We start from the raw sequence: 20484 nt of genomic DNA, 5'->3' as shown, positions 1-20484 counted from the left end.
CATGGGCGGGAGGGGACTCGAATCCCTACAGGTCGGTCGGCAAGGGGAGTTATCGTCCGATCTGCTGTTCACTCCTCTTTCTCTTCCTCCTTTTTCTCCTCCGCAGGAGCTTCATGCGCCGCCCCAGACAGGCCTCGCTCTCCCTCGCGACGTCGATATCGATCGTCGCGGGGCTGACCACCGCCGGCATCGGTCTCACCGGTCTCACCGGTCTCACCGGTCTCACCGGCTCCGCCGCCTGGGCCGACAGCACGGCCGCGCTGCCGCTGTCCACGTACGCGCACATGCTGGTCGACACCGCTCACCAGCACATCTTCTTCAGCCAGGGCGCGGGCTCGACCGGCATCGTGGTGACCGACCTGTCCGGCACCCCGGTCACCACCATCGCCGGTGAACAGGGCGCCACGGGCCTCGCCCTGTCGCCCGACGGCAGCACGCTGTACGCGGCTCTGGCGGACGGCGACGCCCTGTCCGCGATCGACACGGCGACGTTGAGTGAGACGACCCGCGTCCCGACGGGAACGGGCAGCGCCCCGGTGTCGGTCGCGGTGGCGGGCGGCAAGGTCTGGTACGGCTACACGGACGCGGCGGCGGACGGGAGGGGTGCCATCGGTTCGGTGGACCCGGCAGCCGCTGATCCGGCGGCAACTCCTCAGCCCACGATGGTCAGTTGGCCGGTGGCGCCGGTGCTCGCCGCCGACGGCGGGGTCCTCGCGGCCGAGGTACCCATGGGCAACCTCAGCCATGTCGCCACCTTCGACGTCTCCTCCGGTACGGCGACGGTCAAGGCGGACCTGGGGGTCTACGGCGGTACGGCGACGGGCCTCCAAGTCACCGGCGACGGCGCCCGGTTGCTGCTCGCCGCGCCTCAGTCGGCCGCCCTCCAGGCCTACCGCACCGCCGACCTCGCCGCCGCCAACCCCTCCGTCTACTACACCGGCGGCGTCGACTCCGCCCCGAACTCCCTGGCCGTCGACACCGACGGGACGATCGCCGTCGGCTCCACGGCGGGCACAGCGGCGGGTCTGTACCTCTACGCCGGCTCCCAACTCGCCGAGAACCACGTCGCGTTCCCCTCCGGCACCCTGGCCCCGGACGGCCTGGAGTGGGGCGGGGACGGTACGACGCTGTACGCGGTCACGAAGGACGCGGCAGGGGCCTACACCCTCAATGTGCTCGGCGAGTCGAAGCTCACCGACACCGAACTCGCCCTGAACCACCCGCAGTACGCGGTCCCGACGCAGCCGTTCACCTTCACCGGGACGCTGAGCACGAAGGGCTGGACCCCGACGGGCGAGAGTCTGCGGGTGACCCGGGACGGCGAGGAACTCCCGGGCGCCACCGCCACCTTGGACAAGAACGGCTCGTTCGCCGTCACGGACACCCGCCAGGATGTGGGCACTTACAAGTACGAGGTGCTCTACCCCGGCGACGCGACGCACCGCCCCTCGACGGCCTCGCTGACGGTGAACGTGGCGAAGCTGTCGACGACGATCCCGTTCCCGGACCTGACCTCGGCGAGGCCGGCTTCGGTGGCGTTCACGGGGTCGCTGACGACCTCCCTGAACCAGGGCAGCCTCCCGCAGGGCACCACGGTCCAGGTCTCCCGGACGAACGAGGACACGCAGGAGACGGCACAGCTCCCGTCGGTCCAAGTCGACCCGGCGACAACGGAGTTCAAGGTCACGGACGCTCCGGGCGCCGCGGGCAGATTCACCTACCACCTCTCCTACGCGGGCGACGCGACACACGAGCCGACCTCTTCGGACGCGACCGTCCAGGTCTCCCCGTACACCCCGGCCCTGACCCTCAAGGCACCCGGAACGGCGACGCGGGGCGCCGCGCTGAGCTTCACCGGCACGCTCACCGACGCTCCGTACACGAGCGGCGAGACGGTGACCGTGACACGCACGGACGCCGGGCACACCACAACTCCGGTGCGGTGGACGAGCGTTGTGGGTGCGGACGGCAAGGTGACGGTCAAGGACACGCCGAGCATCGGCGGCGCCGACACGTACACGGTCAGCTATCCGGGGGACGCCTCGCACCAGGCGGCGACCGCCTCGGCGATCGTCCAGGTGTCGCGGGCCGCGACGACGGTCTCCGTGGCGACGAACGCGTCCACTTATACATACGGCGCGACGGGCACGGTCACGGCGCATCTGGGGGCGACGTACAACAGCCGTACGGTGTCGATCTGGGCGACACCGGCGGGCGGCACGAAGACGCTGGTGAAGACGGCGGCCGTGGACAGCAAGGGCAACCTGAAGGCCACGTACAAGCTGACCCACAACACGACGTTCACGGCGTCCTTCGCGGGCGACTACCGCTACGCCCCGAAGTCGGCGACGCGGGCTGTGAACGACCAGGCGCGGGTCGCGACGACGCTCGGCGGCTACTACGGGAACGTGACTTACAGCGGCACGCCGTACCGCGTCTACCACCACACCGTGAAGCCGCAGGTGGTCGCCACGGTGACGCCGGACAAGTCCGGCCAGTGCTCCTACTTCCAGGCCCAGGAGTACTACGGCGGCACCTGGCACACGCTCACCACGTCGCCCTGCTTCTCCCTGGCCCCGGGCAGCGTGGGGGTGACCCACCTGAGCCTGACCAACGCGGTCAACCAGAGGTTCCGGGTGCGGGCGGAGTACGTGCGCAGCGCCAAGGACACGACGAACGTGAGCACTTGGGGCGGGTGGCTGTATCTGACGGTCAGGAACTGAACGGGCGGGAACTCGACAGCTGTTGGTGCGAGGTCGTGCGCGCTCACCGGACTTCGATGCGGAACAGACCGTGGGCCCGATCGACGACGGCGTCGAGTCGAAGGCCCACCCGCTGGGCGGAGTGCGGCGCGCGCCGCCAGGTCGCCTCGAACGTCCGGAACCCCGGTCCGCTGACCCGCAGACCGACAGCGGTCCCGGAGTCGTCCGCGTCCTCCCAGGGGGTCACCTCGGTGACCTCGGCCGTCGCCTGCACCCCGAAAGCGTCGAGCCGCCGGTTGTTCTCCTTCTCGACCTGGGCGTGGAAGAAGAGGCCGAGGCCGAGGGGAGCGCAGAGCACGGTGCACAGGACGCCCCCGAGCAGCAGAGGGGCACCGGCGAAGTACGTACAGGCCAGCATGACCGGTCCGCACAGGCCCAGCAGCACGGTGGAGGAGTACAGGAGGAAGGCTTCGAGCCGACTGATCCGCTCCACCTGTTCCAGCGGGGGGCCGTACGTGCCGTACGTGCCGTCCCGCATCTCAGGCTTCCGGCCTGTCCGTCGCCACGCCGTCACCGGCGTAGAGGTAGGCGCCGGGGCGGGATGGGTCGGCGATCAGCAGGACCTGGTCGCCGACGCGCGGAATCCGCAGCTTGGAGACGATCGTCTGGAGGGCGATCCGGTCGGCGGCGCCGTGCAGTTGGAGGACCAGGTCGACGACCGGGTCGTAGTTGACGAGCTTGCCCGTGTCGCCGATCGACACGACGACGGCCGGTATGGTCGGCACCCCTGCGGCGAGCAACTGCTGAACATCGCGGCCCGAGTTGTACGCGCCGATCGACTGCTGCACCTTGGCGAAGTCCTCCTGGCCGAGGAACGCGCGCGTGGTCCGGCCGTAGAAACCCTTGCCGCTCGCCACCTTGCCCGCGATCTCGGCGGCCTTCTCCTCACGGCTCTTGCGCCGCCCGAAGAGTCCCATGATTTTTTCCCCTTTCGATTGCCTCGTCCGACGATGACGATCTGGACGCTAGGCGGCCCGCGACGCCTACCGATCCCAGGTTCGGGCGCCGGTCCGGCCCGTTTTTTGTCGGCGTACGCTCCTCGCATGCCGCCCTCCAGCCAGCAGCCGACCGGTGAGCGCCGACCGCGCGCCCTGGTCATCGACCATGCCTGGCGCGGCCTCGGACCTGGGCTGGAACCGCTGAGCGGCCCCGGCGGGGCACCGCTGACCCGGACGGTCAAGCTGATCGTGCTGCCGCTGATCGTCAGACCGGCGCTGCGTCCCGAACTCGCGGCGGACTTCCTCGAACCGGCGCAGGCCGCGCGCCTCGACGGGCTGATCCGGGACTCCGGTGCGCGTCTCGCGGCGACGGCACAGTGGTTCACGCTGCTGAAGAAGGCGCGGCGAGCGCTGGGCATCGTCGCGGGCAACCCGCAGGACCTGTACTTCCAGCGGTGCTTCGAGCTGGCCACCGAGCACGGGGCGCCTGCGGCTGATGCCGATGCGGACGCGACAGCGAGGGCCGTGGTCGAGGAGGTGGCGGACACACCCGGCGGACGTACGGTGGACGCGCTCAAGGACCATCTGGCCGACGCCGCACGGCGGTTCCGGCTCGACGGCGAGCTGGCCGCCGCCTGGGAGCGCCGCCCCCTGGCCACCGCCGACGCGGCCTCGGTGGCGACGATCACCGCACGGGCCGCCGAGGCCCTGGACACATGCGGCGCGCCAGGCCTGACCTGTACCTCACCCTCGTACACCGCCATGGTCGAGGCGGGCCACGGCGGACTGTTCGGCCGGGCCCTGTGGGCGGACACGAGCGGGGTGTGGGGCCGCGACGACCTGCCGACGCACCTGGGACTGACCGGGCGGCGGACACCGCCACGGCCGGAGGTCGGCCGGGGCGCCTCGACGGCCACCCTGCCCGCGCCGCTCGACCGAACCCTCTTCGAGCGGCTGTTCGTCGTCCTCCAGTCGTCGGCCCACCGGGAGGAACTGCCGACGGTGCCGGAACTCGTCGCGCGGGAGACCGGCCGCAGCTGCGCCCCGCTCGGCCTGTACGACGAGAGCCTGCGCGTCGCCGTCGTCCTCGGCGGCCGGCTCGCGGCGGGCCTCGACCCGCTGGGCACCGGGGGTTCGCCCGGGCGAACGGCAGCCCACCGTGCCGTCAACAGCCGCTGGCAACGGGAGGCATCGGTGCTGCGTGCCCGCCGGATGACCGTCTCGCCGCACCCCGACCCGGACGGCGGCGTCCTGGACGCCCTCGCCCAGGACCTCCGTACCCCGTGGGCCGCCTACATGCGACGCCTGTGGGTACGGCTGCACGGCCGGGACGTCCGCGACGCACCCCTGCCGGACCTCGCGTCGGCCTGGTCGGTGCTCGACGGGGTCGCCCGCTCGGTGATGATGGACCACCGGGCCCGGGTCCGCTCTGCGCTGCGCAGCCTGTCGACGGGCAGCCATGCGTCGGCGGCCGGGGCGAGGAGCGCGTGATGGCGGGGGCGGAGGCTCGGGCAGGCGTTGAGGTGCGGGTCTCGCGGGGCGAGGACGGCACGGTCCGGATCGCTGTGTACGGTGAAGTGGCCGCAGTGGAACCGGACTTGGACTTCACCTGGACCGTCCTCGAAGCGGCGGGCGCCGTCCTGACCTGGCCGGTCCTCGGCGACGCAGACGGTGACCCTGATCGCCTGCCGTCGGCGGAGATCCACGATCCGGGGCGGGCCCAGCAGTGGCTGTGGGCGCTCTACGGTGAGAGTGTTGCCGCCGTCGTCCACGACTGCGGCCGTGCGACGGGGGACTTGACCGGAGTACGAGTGATCGCGCACCCGACCGCCCTCGCGGGCAGCGCAGCCCGGCTCGCCCTCGGCCACTGGGCGGCCCGGTGGTGGCCTGCCTCGTACCCGGACGCGATACCCGCCCTCCAACCGGACCTGCTGGGCCTGGAGTTGGCCGCACTCACCCATCACTGCCAGCAATTGTTCGACGGCGACGGCGATTACGGTGACGATCAGCCGGACGGCTGCGCGGCCGAACTGATCGCGGAGCACGAGGCTGCCCTCGACCCGCTGCTCCAGTGGTGGCGAGGCGCACCTCAACAGGCGGATGTGGCAAGCCACTTGGAGAGCGTCCTGCGGCTGATCGACGACGCGGCGGACACCGCCGGACTGGACGGGCCTGCCCTGCGCGAACTCCGTTCGGCCCTGGACGGGCGAGGTCCGGCCGGTCCGCAGGCCGACCCCGGCGCGCTGTTCGCCCGGCCCGACGGCTACGCCCTGGCGGCGGGCGAACCACTCGGCGCAGGGGGCCGGTTGATCGCCCGGGGCCAGGGCACCAACGACTGGCGCCGCTACCCGCCGGGCTTCGTCGACGCGGCCGAGAACGCCGTGACCTGGACCGCCCGCGCACTCGGCGCACGGCGACGGATCGAGGTCGAGGTCGTCGCCCACAGCGCGGCACCCACCGCAGGGGCGTCGCTCGTCGCGGAGGTCCAGGTCAACGGCGGCGACCCGCACCGCGTGCCCCTCACCAGACGGGACGACCTGTGGACGGGCCGCCGCGAGCTGGACCCGGACCTGCTGGGCGGGGTACCCACGCCGAGTATCGAGGTCGGCATCCTGCTGCCGGGCTTCGACCCGGCCCCCGGCGCGCCGGACGGTCGTATCGCCCGCGCCCGTGAAGCAGTCCGCGCGCTGGTCCGGCGACGACTGACCGCAGCGACAGAACCCACGGCACACGACGGGTCGCCGCACGACACACCCTCGGCACCGTTCCTCGCCGAGACCGCAGCAGCCGCCACCGACGAGGACTACTGACGAGGACGACTGACGTATGCCGAACGAGGAGATCCCACAGGGCGATCAGGACGAGCAGGACACGACCGCGGGTGTGACGCAGCTGTACGGGGAGCCGCTCGACAGTGCTTTCGCCCTGGCCGAGGAGCACCAGCTGGCGGGCGACCTGACGGCCGCATGTGCCGTCTACGACGAGTTGCTCACGTTCGCGGAGTCCACCGAGGACTCGCCCGACGTACGTTTCCTGCGGGCACACCTGCTGTCCAACCTCGCGAGCGTCCGGCTCACCGCCACGGACCTGGCCGGGGCCGAGGACGCGGTGCAACGCTCCCGCACCCTGCTGGACGGCATCGCGTCGGCGCCGATGGGCCCGCGCGGCCGTCAACTGTGGCTGGAGATGCTGCTGAGAACGTTGATCGCCGGCTGCGACCTGTTCCGCAGAACCGGCCGCCTGGACGAGGCGCTGGCGTGCCTGGACGAAGCGGCGGTGAGACTGCCCGAGTTCGACGACCCGGAGGGACTGCGAGCGTCCGAACTGGCCCTGAACCGGGTGCTCTTGCTGATGGACCGGGGCGAGTGGGGCTCGGCGGAAGACCATGCGACGGCACTGCTGTCCACCCTGGAGACAACCCAGGCAACGCAAGTGGAGACAGCCCCACGCCTGTTGACCGCCCTGGCCGTGATCTGCTCCGCGACCGGCCGGTTCGACGAGGCCGAGGACCATCTGGCCCGCGCGGAGGAGCGCTACCGGGCCCTGGGGGACATCGGCGAGCAGCGGTCGATGCTCGCGTACCGGGCATGGGTCGCGATGGACCGTGGCGAACACGCCCTGGCGGAACGGCTGTTCGCGGAAGCGTCCACGTACTTCGAGCAGCAACAGCTGCACGGCGACCTGGCGGCCTGCGAACAGGCCCGCGCCTACCTGGCGGGCCGGCGCGGCGACATGACCGGCGCGGGCGACCTGACGACGGCGAGCCTGGCCCGCTTCGAGCAGCTCGGCGCGTCGCTCGCCGCTGCGGACACCATGCTGCTGGGAGCCCAACACGCGTACGCCCGGGGCGACATCGGGGAGATGAAGCGCCTGGCCCAGACGGCCCGTGACGTCTACCAGGAGCGGGAGGTGTACGAGCGCTGCGCACAGGTCGACCTCATGCTCGCGACCACGCTTGAGGACAACCTGAACCGGACGGACCACGGCGACCACGAGAGACGTTCGATCGACAACGCGCTCTCCCTGGCCCTCCCCGCCGCCCTCACCCTCCAGGCGGCCCGCTACGACTTCGCCACCGCCCACGCACGCGCCCAGTGGCTCCAACTGGCGGACGAGGGAATGGAGTTGGCGTTCCGTCTGGCTGTACGCCGCCAGGACCAGGGCCTGCTCTTCGAGTTGGTGGAACACCGCAGCGCGGGCGCGACCCTGTCCCTGGCCCCCGATCCGCACCCGTCAATGACGGCCGAGGACGGTACGAGGCTCTTCCCGAACGCGGCGATGAAGGCGGAGAGGGCGTACGAGCGAGCCGACGCCCCGACGACGCTGGGGGGATCCGGGGAACTCGGGGGAGTGGCGGCGGAGGCAGCCGCCTCGGCAGGCCTGCGTGTCGCACCGCCGCCGAAGGTACGGATGGCGGCTCAGGGCCCCGGTCGCGTAGCGCTCCAGGAGTACATCGAGTCGGCCGAGTTCCGCTATCACCGCCGGATCGTGAACGACGACGAGGTCCCCTTCTGGATCACCGACGACCTGACGAGCCGCCCGGTGGTCCAGGTCCGACTGGCCGACGCCGGCGACCTGTTCATGACCTGGACCTGGGCGGGCGGCGCGAAGGGCTTCGGCACCGGCCAAGGCCCCGCCGACGAAGTCGACCGCGCGGTAGGGGAGTTGGCGGCGGCGCTGCCGGCGTCGGGCGAGGGCGAGGCGGGCATGCGCCGGGCGCTCAAGGAGGGCGCCCTGTCGGACCACGGCACGGAGCACGACCTCGCCCGGTCGTTGGCGGAGGCACTGTGGCCGGAGGGCCTGACGGCACAGATCCGCCAGGTGTCGGCGCGTGCGGGCCGCCCCCTGATCCGGATCCAGCCGTCACCCCGGGTCGCCCAGGTCCCCTGGGAACTACTGGCGGTCGACGAAGGGACGGACGTCCGACTCATAGACCTGGCGGACGTGGTGACCACGGCACCGACGTCACTGAGAAGGAAGCCCACGGCAGCCCACCAGACCGGGGCCTCCGCGCCCGCCTCGGACACAGTCGTCCTCGTCCTGGACCCCAGAATCCCCGGCTTCCGGGCGGACTCGCCGCTCGGCTCGGTCCTGGGCCCACCGGGCTCGGACCCGGACCTGCTCACGCTCGTCCAGAACCACCTCGACACGGGCACGGCCGTACCGTCCGTGGCCACCCCGGCGGAGGCGTTCCGCCGCACGGACCTGGACCGGGAGTGGCTGAGCGAGGTGCTCCGCAAGGGGGCCCGCAGACTCCTCTACGTCGGCCACGTGAGCGGCGCACCGGTGACGGGCGGCCAGAGCGAGGACGGCACACTCCACCTGTGCTGCGGCCCGCACACCACAGGCCTGACCGACCCGATCCGCACCCACCGCCCGCTGTCGGCCAAGGACCTCCTACTAGGCACACTGCCGATCCGCCCCGACGGCGAACCGGGCTCACAGATCTGGCCCGCGCCACCGAGGGTCGCCCTGATCGGCTGTGAGAGCGGCGGAGACCTCCGCTTCACGGAACCGTTCGGCCTGGCCGCGGCCATGCTCCACAACGGCGCCGACCTGGTCACAGCCACCCGCTGGACCCTCCCCACAAGCTTCGCCTTCCACCACCTGGCCGACGTCCCGAAGTCCGCACGCCCCCTGTCGGAGGCGATCACCGCGATAGACACGGCCCACGAACACCCCGACCCGGTAAGCAGCTTGTCCCGCTGGCAACGCGAGCAGTTGGACAACTGGCGGGCGGGGGGCGGGATCGAACACTCGCCTCTGCTGTGGGCGGCGATGACGTGCATCGTCGTATGACCGCCCGCTGAACGTCCAGACTGGACACGGCGACGATTCCGGAAGCGGTTCTCAGGGAGGCTGCACGTGCTCTTGGACGGTGACGAGTGGCGGCGAACGTTCGACGCGTACGAGCGTGACGCATGGCGGTTCGAAGCCCAATCCGTGTACACGATGCCCAAGGAGGCGGAGAACGTCGCGAGTTTCCTCCGGGGCGAGGCCAAGCCCGCGGAACACAATTCGCGGTGGCACGGGCGAGTGCGCGGCTACCTGGCATCGGGGCGCACGATCGGACGAGTACGGGTAGTACGACAGCCCCTGACGGACTACCAGCGGTACCAGTTCGCCTGGGGAATCCCCGGCAACATCGCTGCCGGGGAGGACATCCGCGTCCTGGACGCCAGCCAGGACGACTACGGCCTTCCGCTCACCGGGACCGACTGGTGGATGTTCGACGAGTCCCGGATCGTGCACCTCAACTTCCGGGCGGACGGGACACAGATCGACCGAGAGGTGTTCTCGGGTGACACGGGCCCCTACTCGGAGTGGCGACGAATCGCCCTGGCCCACTCCGTGCCGTTCGCGGAGTTACGTGGAGAGGCGTCCGAGTGGCGTTAGCCTCACGCTTTCACGAGCGGCCTTGTCCGGGCCTAGGCCAAATAAGTGGATAGTCCTACCGACCTGCAACGATGGGACTTGTCTAGGGCCCTGTCCGCTGCAAGGAAAGAAGCACTCTCCAGGTGAACAAGCGTATCGGGCCGTACCCGCCTGTCCGCGTCCAGGCGGTGGGGGCACGGTGGTCTCGCCGACCTGGGGCACCCCGGTGCGGCGTGAGCCTGCCGAGGCTCTTGCATGCCTGCTGATGGGCGCTCAGGGTCGGGCAGTCCTCCGCCCCGGACGGGCTCTGGCGTGCTCGTACGCGGCGACGGCCTCCAAGGCTGTGGCGAGGACCGAAAACGGCCGAATGGTCCCACCCCTCACACCGCAGCGAAGGGTCAGTCCCGGTTTGCTCCCCGGCGCTCCGGCCACCTCGACCACGGCACTCTTCGACGTCTTCGACGTCACAGAGCGATGGTCTTCTGCTCCACGTACTGGGCCAGCCCCGCCGTGCCGAACTCCCTTCCCAGACCACTGGCCTTGAACCCGCCGAAGGGGGTCTCAAAGCTCAGCGGCGCCCCGTTGACAGTGAAGGTTCCGGTGCGGATGCGCCGCGCCACGGCCAGCCCGCGTTCCTCGCTGCTGGTCCACACTCCACCGCTGAGGCCGTAGGGGGAGTCGTTGGCTATCCGTACGGCGTCGTCCTCATCCTGGTAGGGGATGACGACGAGAACGGGTCCGAAGATCTCCTCCTGCGCGACCCGCATGGAGTTGTCCACGTCGGCGAAGACGGTCGGCCTCACGTAGTGGCCTGTCTCCAGACCCTCGGGGGTGCCTGGACCTCCGGCGACCAGTCGGGCGCCCTCCTCCAGGCCGAGGCTGATGTAGGCCGCGATGCGCTGTCGCTGATCGGCCCGCACCATCGGCCCGACGAAAGTCTGCGGGTCGCGCGGATCACCGACCTTGATGCCCTCCGCCATCGTCGCGAGCGCCGCGACGATCTCCTCGTAGCGGCTCCGCGGGGCAAGGATGCGCGTGTGAGAGACGCACGACTCGCCGTTGTTGGCGAACGATGTGTACTTCACGCCTTCGGCCACGGCAGCGACATCCGCGTCCTCCAGGATGATCGACGCGGACTTGCCGCCCAGTTCGAGGCTGACGCGCTTGAGCTGCTCCCCGGCGACAGCGGCGATGCGGCGGCCGGCCGCGGTCGATCCGGTGAAAGCGATCTTGTCCACATCGGCATGGGACACCAGGTACTCGCTCGTTTCCCGTCCGGCGGGCAGGATGCTCACCACGCCCTCCGGGAAGCCGGCCTCGGTGAAGAGCTCGCCGAGCAGCAAGCCGTCGAGGGATGTTTCCGGTGAGACTTTCAGGATGACGGTGCACCCGGCCAGCAGCGCAGGGATCAGCTTGACCAGGGCCGACTGGTGCGGCGCGTTCCACGGTATGACCGCCGCCACGACGCCGACGGGCTCACGCCGCACCACCGCCTCGGAACCCAGGGACGTGCGGACACGCTCCTCCCAGGCATAGCCGGATGCCGCCCGCACGAAGGCGTCGGTCTGCTCGGCCAGCGAGGTCTGCAAAGCGCTGGTGAACCAGCTGGACGAGCCGTTCTCGGACGTGACCAGGTCGGCGATCTCCTGCGAACGCGCGGCGTGAAGTTCGTTGAACCGAGATACGAGGGCGCTGCGCTCCGCCGGCGGCAGACTGGGCCACGGACCGTCGTCGAATGCCTTGCGGGCTGCCGCGACTGCCAGATCGACGTCTGCCGGAGAGGCTTGGGCCGCCAGCCCGACGAGGGACTGGTCGTGAGGTGAGCAGATTTTGAGCAGCTCACCGTCGACAGGAGCGGTCCAGTGTCCGCCGATGTAGAGCTTGTCGTAAGTGATCACAGCAGTTCCATTCCCAAGTAAGTAATTAGCTTCTTACTTACTTGACCGTACGTCGCCGTGGCACACTGGTCAAGTAACTACCTACTTACACTGGAGTCAGGGTGGCGCGAAACGCACAGGAGACGCAGAGCAGGATCCTGGAGGCGGCAACGGAGGAGTTCGCGCGCCACGGCATCGCCGGCGCGCGTGTCGACCGCATCACTCGGGCAGCCGGCGTGAACGGTGCTCTGCTGTACCGGTACTTCGGCAGCAAGCTCAACCTCTTCGACGCTGTCTACAGCGACCTGGTGACCGATCTGGTGCGGGATGTCCCCCTGAACCCGGCCGACCTGGTCGGCTACGTCGACCGTCTCCTGGACTACTACGCCGAACACCCGGACGTCGTCCGTCTGGCGGCCTGGCGACAGCTTGAGCGCCCCGACCAGGAGCTTCCCGACGTTGTGGTGGCCGCGCAGCATGACAAGATCGAGCGCATCCGCGACGCCCAGGCGCATGGCGTGCTACCCGGCACCCTGTCGGCCGATGAGCTCCTCAACCTCCTGCTCACGCTGTCCCTGAGCGGCACACCGCTGACCCCTGGCGCCGAGGCCACGGGGCAACCGGTTCGGCGTTCCGCGATCCTCGCGGCCGTCGGGCTTCTAGTGCACGCCCAGTGAGCACGCGTGCCCTCACACCGCCTGCGCGTCCACTGGAGAAGACGGGCGGGGCCGAGCGTCTGCTCTCGCCCGTGGAGGCTGCTGGCGGGCCGGTGGCACCGAGCCGGCCGCCGACTACCCCGGCAGGCCGGTCGGGTGGGCCGCGGGGGGTCCACCCGACCCGAGCGTGGCGCAACAAGGGAAAGCACAGGGTGCCGGTGGCAGCAGCCGGTCCCCGCCGGTGAGCTGCTGACCCTCCGCCTGGCCCTTCTTGCAGGTTTCGCCGATCAGCTGGTCGTCCACCCGCTGGACCGCCTCCGGCCCAGCCGCCCCGGCGATCCGGGCCCGGCTGTGTTCCTGCTGGTCATCGGCGCATCTTCCATGATCGGGAATTACATGTTGTCGTGTTGTTCGATCTACAGTCCCGCCGGGATCCCCGGCGGGCGGGGAGCGGAGCCGGGTGCGTCCGCACCACGACCGAATGTCCGCAACCCGCCGCAAGGGGTGTTGACCTTTTCCGCGCTCACGAGCGTTTCTGGCCTCAGGCTTTCCCGAGACGGGGTGTCCGAGGCTTGATTGAAAACGTGAGAAAGCCTGTCGGGTTCTATCCGCGTGTCCGTGTCGAGGGCGGCGGGCGTGGGGTGGTCTCGCAGGCAGGGGCCGTGTTGCTGGTGGAGACGGTTCGCAAGATTGGTCTGGACCGGGAGATATCGGCGGCGCTGGCGCCGTGGCGGCGCCTGCAGGCGGTACACGATCCGGGGAAGGTCCTGCTGGATGTCGCCTTGGCGGTCGCGCTGGGTGGAGACGGCCTGGCCGATGTGGGGATGCTGCGGGCTGAGCCCGGCGTGTTCGGGCCGGTGGCCTCCGATCCGACGGTGTCCCGGCTGATCGACACCCTGGCCGCGGCCGGCCCGAAGGCCCTGACCGCGATCCGCGCGGCCCGCGCCGTCGTGCGTGAGCGCGTCTGGAAACTGGCCGGGGCCGCCGCGCCGGACGCGGGCGGTCAGGTCGTCGTGGACCTGGACGGGGTACTGGTGTTGGCCCACTCCGACAAGCAGGACGCGGCCGCGACGTGGAAGAAGACATACGGCCACCACCCGCTGATGGGGTTCGTGGACCACGGCCGCGGTGGCACGGGGGAGCCGGTGGTCGCTGTGCTGCGACCCGGGAACGCCGGCTCCAACACCGCCGTCGACCATATCGCCGCCACCCGCATCGCCCTGGCCCAACTCTCCAAGCGGCACCGGCGGGGCCGGTCCACGCTCGTCCGCACGGACTCAGCAGGCGGGACGCACGAGTTCGTGGGCTGGCTCGCCCAGCGGGGAAGGTGGCTGTCGTATTCGGTCGGCATGACCGTTACCGACGCCGTTCACCAGGCCGTGCTGCAGGTCCCGGCCTTGGCCTGGACCCCGGCCGTCGAACCCGACGGCCAGATCCGTGACGGCGCCTGGGTCGCCGAACTCGACGGTGACCCGCTCAAGGGCTGGCCAGCGGGGATGCGGCTGATCGTCCGCAAGGAACGGCCCCATCCCGGTGCCCAGTTGCGGTTCACCGACGCCGACGGCCTGCGTCTGACCTGTTTCGCGACCAACACCCCGGGCCAGGCCATCGCCGCACTCGAACTGCGGCACCGCCAGCGGGCCCGGGCCGAGGACCGCATCCGCAACGCGCGTGCCACCGGCCTGCGCAACCTGCCCCGGCACGACACCGCACAGAACCAGGTCTGGCTGGAGATCGTCCAGCTCGCACTCGACCTCCTCGCGTGGATGCCGATGCTCGCCCTGACCGGCAAACCCCGCCTCTGGGAACCCCGCCGTCTGCGGCTGCGACTGTTCTCCGCCGCAGCCCAGCTGATCACCACCGGCCGCCGCCAGCACCTCAGATTCACCCGGCACTGGCCCTGGACCGGCATCATCACCGCCGCGGTCCAGCGACTGGACGCCCTCCCCAACCCCGCTGAACAACAGCAACCCACCCCAACGAGCCCTGATGCACCCACCGGAGCCGTGGAACCCGGCGCCGACCCGACACGACAGCCGGGCCATCACCCTGTCCGCAACCAGTCCCGCCAGCGGAAACGGGCGCCGAAAGAACCAACGACCCGTCACGAAAGATCGAGGTTAGGGCCTGAATCAACGTAGGGCGTAGGGCCTACGCGCTCGGCCAGGGGGCTGACCACGCCTGCGTGGTGGGGTTCTGCCTCGCCCCAGTTGTTGTCGGTCATGCGCCGACAGTTGTCCAACTCCCTGTCGTCCCTGCTCAGATGGCCTCCCTCCGTGACTCACACCCACCGTTCTATGCGACTTCGTGACTGGACGGTGAGCCACCCTTGTTGCCCGGGCAGGACGTTCCGTAGCTTGCTCACGACGCAGACCGAGAGGGGTCTCAGTGGACGAACTACGGATCATCGCCGGCGGGCCGTGCGGGAGTGCCGACGACGACAAGTGCGGGAACGGCGACTGTCCGACCGTGTACGCGACTCCGGAACCCGGCATGCTGGCCATCCAGGGGTACGACGTGATCCACCCGGTGCCGGACGGTGAGTCGGTCGTACTGGTTCCGGAAGACATCCTGAAGGTGGCGGCACGTGCCCGAGGGTGGCTCTAGCCCCGTACTGCTGGACGGCGACGAGTGGCAGGCGTACTTCCGCGACTTCAAGCGCTCGGCGTTCCGGCTCGAAGTGCACCAGACCTACACGATGCCTTTTGAGGCCGAGACACTCCGCGACTTCCTGGCCGGTGCCACCGTGCCTGACGGCTTCAACGCTTCCTGGCACCAGACCATCAGGGACCACGCGGCGGCCGGGCGGACGATGACCCGGGCCAAGATCGTACGGCGACCGCTCACGCCGTACAGCCGCTATCTCTTCGAGTGGGCGATCCCAGGGAACGTCGCGGCAGGGGAGGACTACCAGATAGTCGATGTGACGGAGCGGGAGAATCTCGGACTTCCCGAGCAGGACTTCTGGCTGTTCGACGAGACGACCGTGGTTCATCTCAACTACCGCCCCGACGGCACCCAGATCAATCGGGAGCTGATTCAGGAAGCAGCGCCGGGTGTTACCGGGGGCTTCGGTGCACAGGTCGCCCCAGCCTTTGGCTGCGTCGTTCGTGGCGAATCGGAGGCGCCATTCGTTGCCGATCGGCGGTGGTGGGACGTCGTCGCCGCGTTTGGGGCTCACGGAGCGGGTACCTCGCCGTGGTCCTCGTCCGGGAGCGGGGTGATCAACTGCGCCGTCAGGTCGGGGTCCGCGAGGATTCTGGCGGTGGCGCGCCATTCGACTATGACTCGGTGCAAGTTGGTGTGCACGTCCAGTTCTGCAGCGTCGTGGGTCGCGTCGACGAGGTCGACGACGAACTCGCGAACTTCTTCCGTCGACAGGTGCCGAGTCCACGGAAAAACCTCGGGCAGGGCAAGCAGAATCGCGCGGGCGCCCTCGTCGCTGCTGATCAGGGCTGCGAACAGCCGGGCGGTGACGTCGGCGGTCTCCTCGCGCTGACGGTCATGGCGCTCGGTGGTGAGGTACAGGTCCTCGCCGTCACGGCGCGTTACGTGGACACGCTGGGCGCGTTCGACGGTTTCGGCGACCCGCTTGGAGTTCTTCGACAGATCGGAGAACGAAACGGTCAGAGTGGACATAGGGGAAGAGTAATTCGGAATACGTTCCGAAGTCAAGGGGGAGTGGTCGGTGGGGTCGGCAGGTCGCGACCGTGTCATGACTCCGCCACAAACGCATGGGCCGATGTCAGGGCGTGTGTCAGGCGGGGCTGTAGAGGGCCGTGAGGTCGACCTCGTGGCTGGTGCGGGTCCTGGGGGCGAGGCCGTTGCCATGGCTGACGCGGGCGAGAGGACCGCCCAGAAGTCCCCCGGATGGAGAAGCGCACTTATATAAACTGTGCTTCTCCATCCGGGGACGCCGTGCATTCGCAGGTGACGCGCCCGGCGAGTTCGACGCCCACCTCGTGCCTGTCCCCTCAGTGCCCCAACCCCGCACCCCCGTCCACCGGAATCACCGCCCCCCGCACATACCCGGCCCCGGCCCCCGCCACGAACGCCACCGCGTCCGCGATCTCCTCCGGGCGGCCGAGTCGGCCCGCCGGGGTCTGGCGGAGGAGGTCGCGGCGCTGGTCGGGGGTGAGGGCGGCGCTCATGTCTGTTTCCGTGAGGCCGGGGGAGACGACGTTGCAGGTGATGTCCCTTGGGCCCAGTTCGCGGGTCAGGGAGCGGGCGAAACCGATCAACCCCGCTTTCGCCGCCGCGTAGTTGGTCTGGCCGGCCGAGCCGTGCAGGGCCGCCGTCGAGGAGATCAGGACGATACGGCCATGGCCCTCGCGGAGCATTCCGCGCACCGCTCGCTGAGTGACCCGGAAGGCCCCGGTGAGGTTGGTGTCGACGACCGACGTGAAGTCCGTCTCCGTCATCCGGACCAGCAGACGGTCGTTCGAGGTGCCCGCGTTGGCGACCAGGACCGTCACCGGGCCGTGTTCCGCCTCGGCCTCCTCGAAGGCCCGGTCCACCTGCTGACTGTCCGTCACATCGCAGCGCACGGACAGGAATCCCTCCGTCTCCGGGGGCTTCCCGTCCCGGTACGTCACCGCGACCCGGTCGCCCGCCGTCGCGAAACGGCGGGCGATCGCCAGCCCGATCCCCCGGTTTCCGCCGGTGACGAAGACCGAACGGGGCGTCGCCTGCGCCATCATGGCCTCGCTCTCCAAGTTCCTCTCCTCCGCCCTCTCTTCCGCCTTCTCCTCCACCCTCTGTTCCTCCTCCGGTTCCTACTCCACGGTCGCGTTCGCTACGCGGAATCCACCTTCGACGGGAGGGCGTTCTGCGGTTTCGGTGGCTGTGTCCGCAGGCCCACGACCGACACCGCGAAGCCGACGAGGGCCAGGGCGGCGATGGAGAGGGTGGCCGCGTACATCGCGTCGAGGAAGGCACGATCGGCCGTCGTCGCCAGTTCGGGCAGGTGGAGGGAGTCGGACAGGGAGCGGGCCGCCTCCGCTGAGGTGCGGGCCTGCTCGGCGGCGGGCGCGGGCAACTCCCTTACCACGCCCGGTAGTTCGGAGGCATCCGACATGCGCGCCCGGTACACCCCCGACAGGATCGAACCGGCCATCGCCACCCCCAGCGTCCCGCCCACCTGACGCGTGACGCTGTTGAGCGCCGACCCCGCGCCCGCCAGCTGCGGCGGCACCCCGCTCATCATCACGGCTGTGACCGGCGTACCGACCAGGCCCATCCCGAAGCCCTGCACCCACAGCAGCGTGGCGATGAACCAGATCGGGGTGCCGCCGTCCAGCCAGGCGTACGCGATGTACGTGACCGCCGTGGCCAGGACGCCCGCCGCCACCGTCCAACGGGCCGTGAGCCGGCGGCTCATCGCCGGGGACGCCTGGCTGCCCAGGACGATGCCGATCGCGGCGGCGATCATCACCGTCCCGGCGTCGGCGGGGGAGAGGCCGCGCGGGCCCTGGAGGTAGAAGGCCGCGTAGAAGAGGTGCCCGGCCAACGCCATGAACGCGATCAGCAGCACGACGCTGCCCGCCGCGAACCCGGGCTGCCGGAACAGTCGTACGTCCAGACTGGGGGCCGGTGACTTGCGCTGGCCCGCGACGAACGCGGCCAGCAACGCGCCGCCCAGGAGGAGGGGGAGGAGGACGTGGGGGCCGTACCAGGTACGGCCGTTGCCCAACTCGATGATTCCGTACACGACTCCGCCGAGGCCGGCGACCGAGAGGGCCAGGCCGGGGAGGTCCAGCCGGCGGTGCCCCGGACTCCTCAACTCCGGTACGGCCATTGCCACTCCGGCCATGCACAGCGCCACGATCGGCACGTTCACGAGGAACACCGAGCCCCACCAGAAGTTGCTGAGCAGCGCCCCGCCGACCACCGGGCCCACGGCCACACCCAGGCCGCTGGACGAACTCCAGATCGCGATCGCCCGCGTACGTTTCTCCTCCGGGGTGCTCTGCACGATCACCGACAGCGTCGCCGGCATGAGCAGCGCGCTGCCCGCGCCCATCACCGCCCGCGCCACGATCAGCCAGCCCGGCGACGAGACGAAGGCACCGGCTCCCGAGGCCGCGCCGAACAGCGCCAGGCCCGCCAGGAGCGTGGTCCGGGGGCCGAAACGGTCGGCCAGCGCGCCGCCCGCGAACAGGGCGCCCGCGAAGACGAGGGTGTACGCGCTCGCCACCCACTCCAACTCGGCCGAGGACGCGCCCAGTCCGTCGGCCGGGTCGGCCAGGGTGGTGACGGCGACGTTCAGGACCGAGGTGTCCAGCCAGATCAGCATCTGGGCGCAGACCACGACCAGGAGGACGGGCCAGGAGGACCGGGATGGCTGGGACGACCGGGATGATGACTGGGACGGCTGGGGGACCTCTCCCGTAGCGCTGCCGCTCACTTCGCTCATCGCGCCTCTCCGTTGTCCCTGTACTTCCCGTACTTCCCGTACGCATGGAGCGCCCGGTCGACCAGTGCGTCCGCCGCGCCCGTGTAGCAGGCGGGGTCGAGCAGTTCCGTGAGCTGGGCAGGGGTGAACTCGGCCGACAGGCGCGGGTGTTCGGACAGCACCTCGCTCAGCGGGCGCCCGGTGCCGGCCGCCTCGGCCGAGGCGGTGGCCAGCAGCTTCTTCGCCCGAGCCTTGCCGAGCACCGGCGCCAGCACCACCGCCAACCGCTCGGTGACGATCGCGCCCCCGGTCAGGTGGAGGTTGGCGAGCATGCGGTCCGGGTGGACGTTCAGACCCTCCGCCAGTTCCACGGCGGTGTGCGCCGCCCCGCCCGCCAGCCGCAGCGCCTCCCGCAGCGGTTGCCACTCGGCGTGCCACGCCCCGGCGGGGCGTTCGTCCTCGGCCAGCAGACACTGGGCCAACACGAGCGCGTACGCCGGGACTTGGCGGGCGGCCGACACGATCAGGGTGGCGAGGGCCGGGTTGCGTTTCTGCGGCATCGCGGACGAGGCCCCGCGTCCCGTCGCCGCCGGTTCGGACACCTCGCCGATCTCCGTACGGGACAGTGTCTGCACGTCCAGCGCGAACTTGCCCAGCGCCCCGGTGACCAGCTGAAGTACCGCGCCCAGTTCGGCGATCGGAGTGCGTACGGTGTGCCACGGCAGCGTCGGCTCGGCCAGTCCGAGCGCCTCCGCGAACGGGGCGAGCAGTTCCACCCCGCCTTCGCCCACCCCGCCTTCGCCCGTCCCGCCGTCGATCACCGCGTACTCGCGATATGCCGCCAACGTGCCCGCAGCGCCGCCCAGTTGGGCCGGGAGAACGGACGCCACCGTCCGTACCCGGGTCAGGGCGTCCATGACGAGCTGGAGCCAGGTCGCCGCCTTCAGACCGAGCGTGGTGGGTACCGCGTGCTGGGCCAGGGTGCGGCCGGCCAGGACGGTGTGGCGGTGGGTGTCGGCGAGTGCGGCGAGGGCGGCGGCGGTGCGTTCGAGGTCGGTGGCGATCAGGGTCAGGACGCGGCGGGCGATCAGCATCGCCGCCGAGTCCAGGATGTCCTGGCTGGTCGAACCCCGGTGTACGTACTCGGCGGCGGCCGGGTCCTTCGCCGCGACCACCTCGGTGAAGGCGGTGACGAGCGCGACGACCGGATTGGCGGCGGCCCGCGCCGCGTGCGCCAGGGCGACCAGGTCGAGACGGTCCGCGTGGGCCTCCGAGGCGATCGCCGCCACAGCCGCCGCCGGTGTCAGTCCCACCGCCAACTGGGCCTGCGCCAGAGCCACTTCCACGTCCAGCATGGCCTGCAGCCACGCCTCGTCGGTCACCTCGGCCGCCGCGGGCGTACCCGCCCAGGTGGGGGCGAGCAGGCCCGCGTCGGTGCCGACGGAGGACACGGGCACCTTCCTGCCGTTCATGCTCATCGGC

The 20484-nt window shown here is 70.4% G+C and carries 14 protein-coding genes and 2 pseudogenes; 9 read left to right on the top strand and 7 right to left on the bottom strand.

The window, feature by feature from the left end:
- Positions 1-113: 113 nt before the first annotated feature.
- Positions 114-2723 carry a hypothetical protein gene (locus tag ACWDR4_RS07430; protein ID WP_450405026.1) on the top strand — a complete coding sequence of 870 codons (2610 nt, stop codon included), beginning with the start codon at positions 114-116 and terminating at the stop codon, positions 2721-2723.
- 43 nt (positions 2724-2766) lie between these two features.
- Here the strand turns inward: ACWDR4_RS07430 and ACWDR4_RS07425 are convergent, their stop codons facing one another.
- Both ACWDR4_RS07425 and ACWDR4_RS07420 read right to left on the bottom strand, forming a co-directional pair.
- A complete protein-coding gene (locus tag ACWDR4_RS07425; RefSeq protein WP_450405024.1) occupies positions 2767-3240 on the bottom strand; it encodes a hypothetical protein in 474 nt (157 codons plus the stop codon).
- A gap of 1 nt (position 3241) precedes the next feature.
- Positions 3242-3679: a hypothetical protein gene (locus tag ACWDR4_RS07420; RefSeq protein WP_450405021.1), complete on the bottom strand. Its 438-nt coding sequence runs from the start codon at positions 3677-3679 to the stop codon at positions 3242-3244.
- Between the two features lie 126 nt (positions 3680-3805).
- Between ACWDR4_RS07420 and ACWDR4_RS07415 the strand changes: the two genes are divergently transcribed.
- The 4 genes from ACWDR4_RS07415 to ACWDR4_RS07400 all read left to right on the top strand — a co-directional run bounded on the left by ACWDR4_RS07415 (position 3806) and on the right by ACWDR4_RS07400 (position 10096).
- Entirely contained in the window at positions 3806-5191 is a 1386-nt protein-coding gene (locus ACWDR4_RS07415) for a hypothetical protein (RefSeq protein ID WP_450405019.1), read from the top strand.
- Positions 5191-6510, top strand: coding sequence for a hypothetical protein (locus tag ACWDR4_RS07410; protein WP_450405018.1), 1320 nt, complete (start codon positions 5191-5193; stop codon positions 6508-6510). The genes ACWDR4_RS07415 and ACWDR4_RS07410 overlap by 1 nt, the downstream gene beginning before the upstream one ends.
- Before the next feature lie 16 nt (positions 6511-6526).
- Entirely contained in the window at positions 6527-9499 is a 2973-nt protein-coding gene (locus tag ACWDR4_RS07405) for a hypothetical protein (RefSeq protein WP_450405015.1), read from the top strand.
- Between the two features lie 66 nt (positions 9500-9565).
- Positions 9566-10096, top strand: a complete 531-nt coding sequence (locus ACWDR4_RS07400) for a DUF6879 family protein (protein WP_450405012.1) — start codon at positions 9566-9568, stop codon at positions 10094-10096.
- Between the two features lie 443 nt (positions 10097-10539).
- Here ACWDR4_RS07400 and ACWDR4_RS07395 read toward each other — a convergent pair whose 3' ends face one another.
- Positions 10540-11973 (bottom strand): aldehyde dehydrogenase, encoded by a 1434-nt coding sequence (locus ACWDR4_RS07395; RefSeq protein ID WP_450405009.1) that lies wholly within the window; start codon positions 11971-11973, stop codon positions 10540-10542.
- A 101-nt stretch (positions 11974-12074) separates the two neighbouring features.
- On the opposite strand from ACWDR4_RS07395, the gene ACWDR4_RS07390 reads away from it, so the two are divergent.
- The 4 genes and pseudogenes from ACWDR4_RS07390 to ACWDR4_RS07375 form a co-directional block, all read left to right on the top strand.
- A complete protein-coding gene (locus tag ACWDR4_RS07390; protein ID WP_327116878.1) occupies positions 12075-12629 on the top strand; it encodes a TetR/AcrR family transcriptional regulator in 555 nt (184 codons plus the stop codon).
- Positions 12630-13192: 563 nt separating this feature from the next.
- A pseudogene (locus tag ACWDR4_RS07385) lies at positions 13193-14563 on the top strand (IS1380 family transposase); the annotation flags it as partial.
- Positions 14564-14996: 433 nt separating this feature from the next.
- Positions 14997-15215, top strand: a complete 219-nt coding sequence (locus ACWDR4_RS07380; RefSeq protein ID WP_450405006.1) for a hypothetical protein — start codon at positions 14997-14999, stop codon at positions 15213-15215.
- Positions 15196-15597: pseudogene (locus ACWDR4_RS07375) on the top strand (DUF6879 family protein); the annotation flags it as partial. The gene ACWDR4_RS07380 and the pseudogene ACWDR4_RS07375, both read left to right, overlap by 20 nt.
- Before the next feature lie 188 nt (positions 15598-15785).
- Here the strand turns inward: ACWDR4_RS07375 and ACWDR4_RS07370 are convergent.
- The 4 genes from ACWDR4_RS07370 to ACWDR4_RS07355 all read right to left on the bottom strand — a co-directional run bounded on the left by ACWDR4_RS07370 (position 15786) and on the right by ACWDR4_RS07355 (position 20480).
- A complete protein-coding gene (locus tag ACWDR4_RS07370; RefSeq protein WP_450405003.1) occupies positions 15786-16247 on the bottom strand; it encodes a prevent-host-death family protein in 462 nt (153 codons plus the stop codon).
- 335 nt (positions 16248-16582) lie between these two features.
- On the bottom strand, positions 16583-17305 hold the full coding sequence (fabG, locus tag ACWDR4_RS07365; protein WP_450405181.1) for a 3-oxoacyl-ACP reductase FabG: 723 nt from the start codon (positions 17303-17305) through the stop codon (positions 16583-16585).
- Positions 17306-17403: 98 nt separating this feature from the next.
- A complete protein-coding gene (locus ACWDR4_RS07360; RefSeq protein ID WP_450405000.1) occupies positions 17404-19023 on the bottom strand; it encodes an MFS transporter in 1620 nt (539 codons plus the stop codon).
- Positions 19020-20480 carry a class-II fumarase/aspartase family protein gene (locus ACWDR4_RS07355; protein ID WP_450404997.1) on the bottom strand — a complete coding sequence of 487 codons (1461 nt, stop codon included), beginning with the start codon at positions 20478-20480 and terminating at the stop codon, positions 19020-19022. The genes ACWDR4_RS07360 and ACWDR4_RS07355 overlap by 4 nt, the downstream gene beginning before the upstream one ends.
- Positions 20481-20484 lie beyond the last annotated feature (4 nt).

It is taken from the genome of Streptomyces sp. NPDC000878, assembly GCF_053599695.1.
Note: the sequence above shows the minus strand (reverse complement) of the source record. Positions and strands in the feature narration are given on the sequence as shown.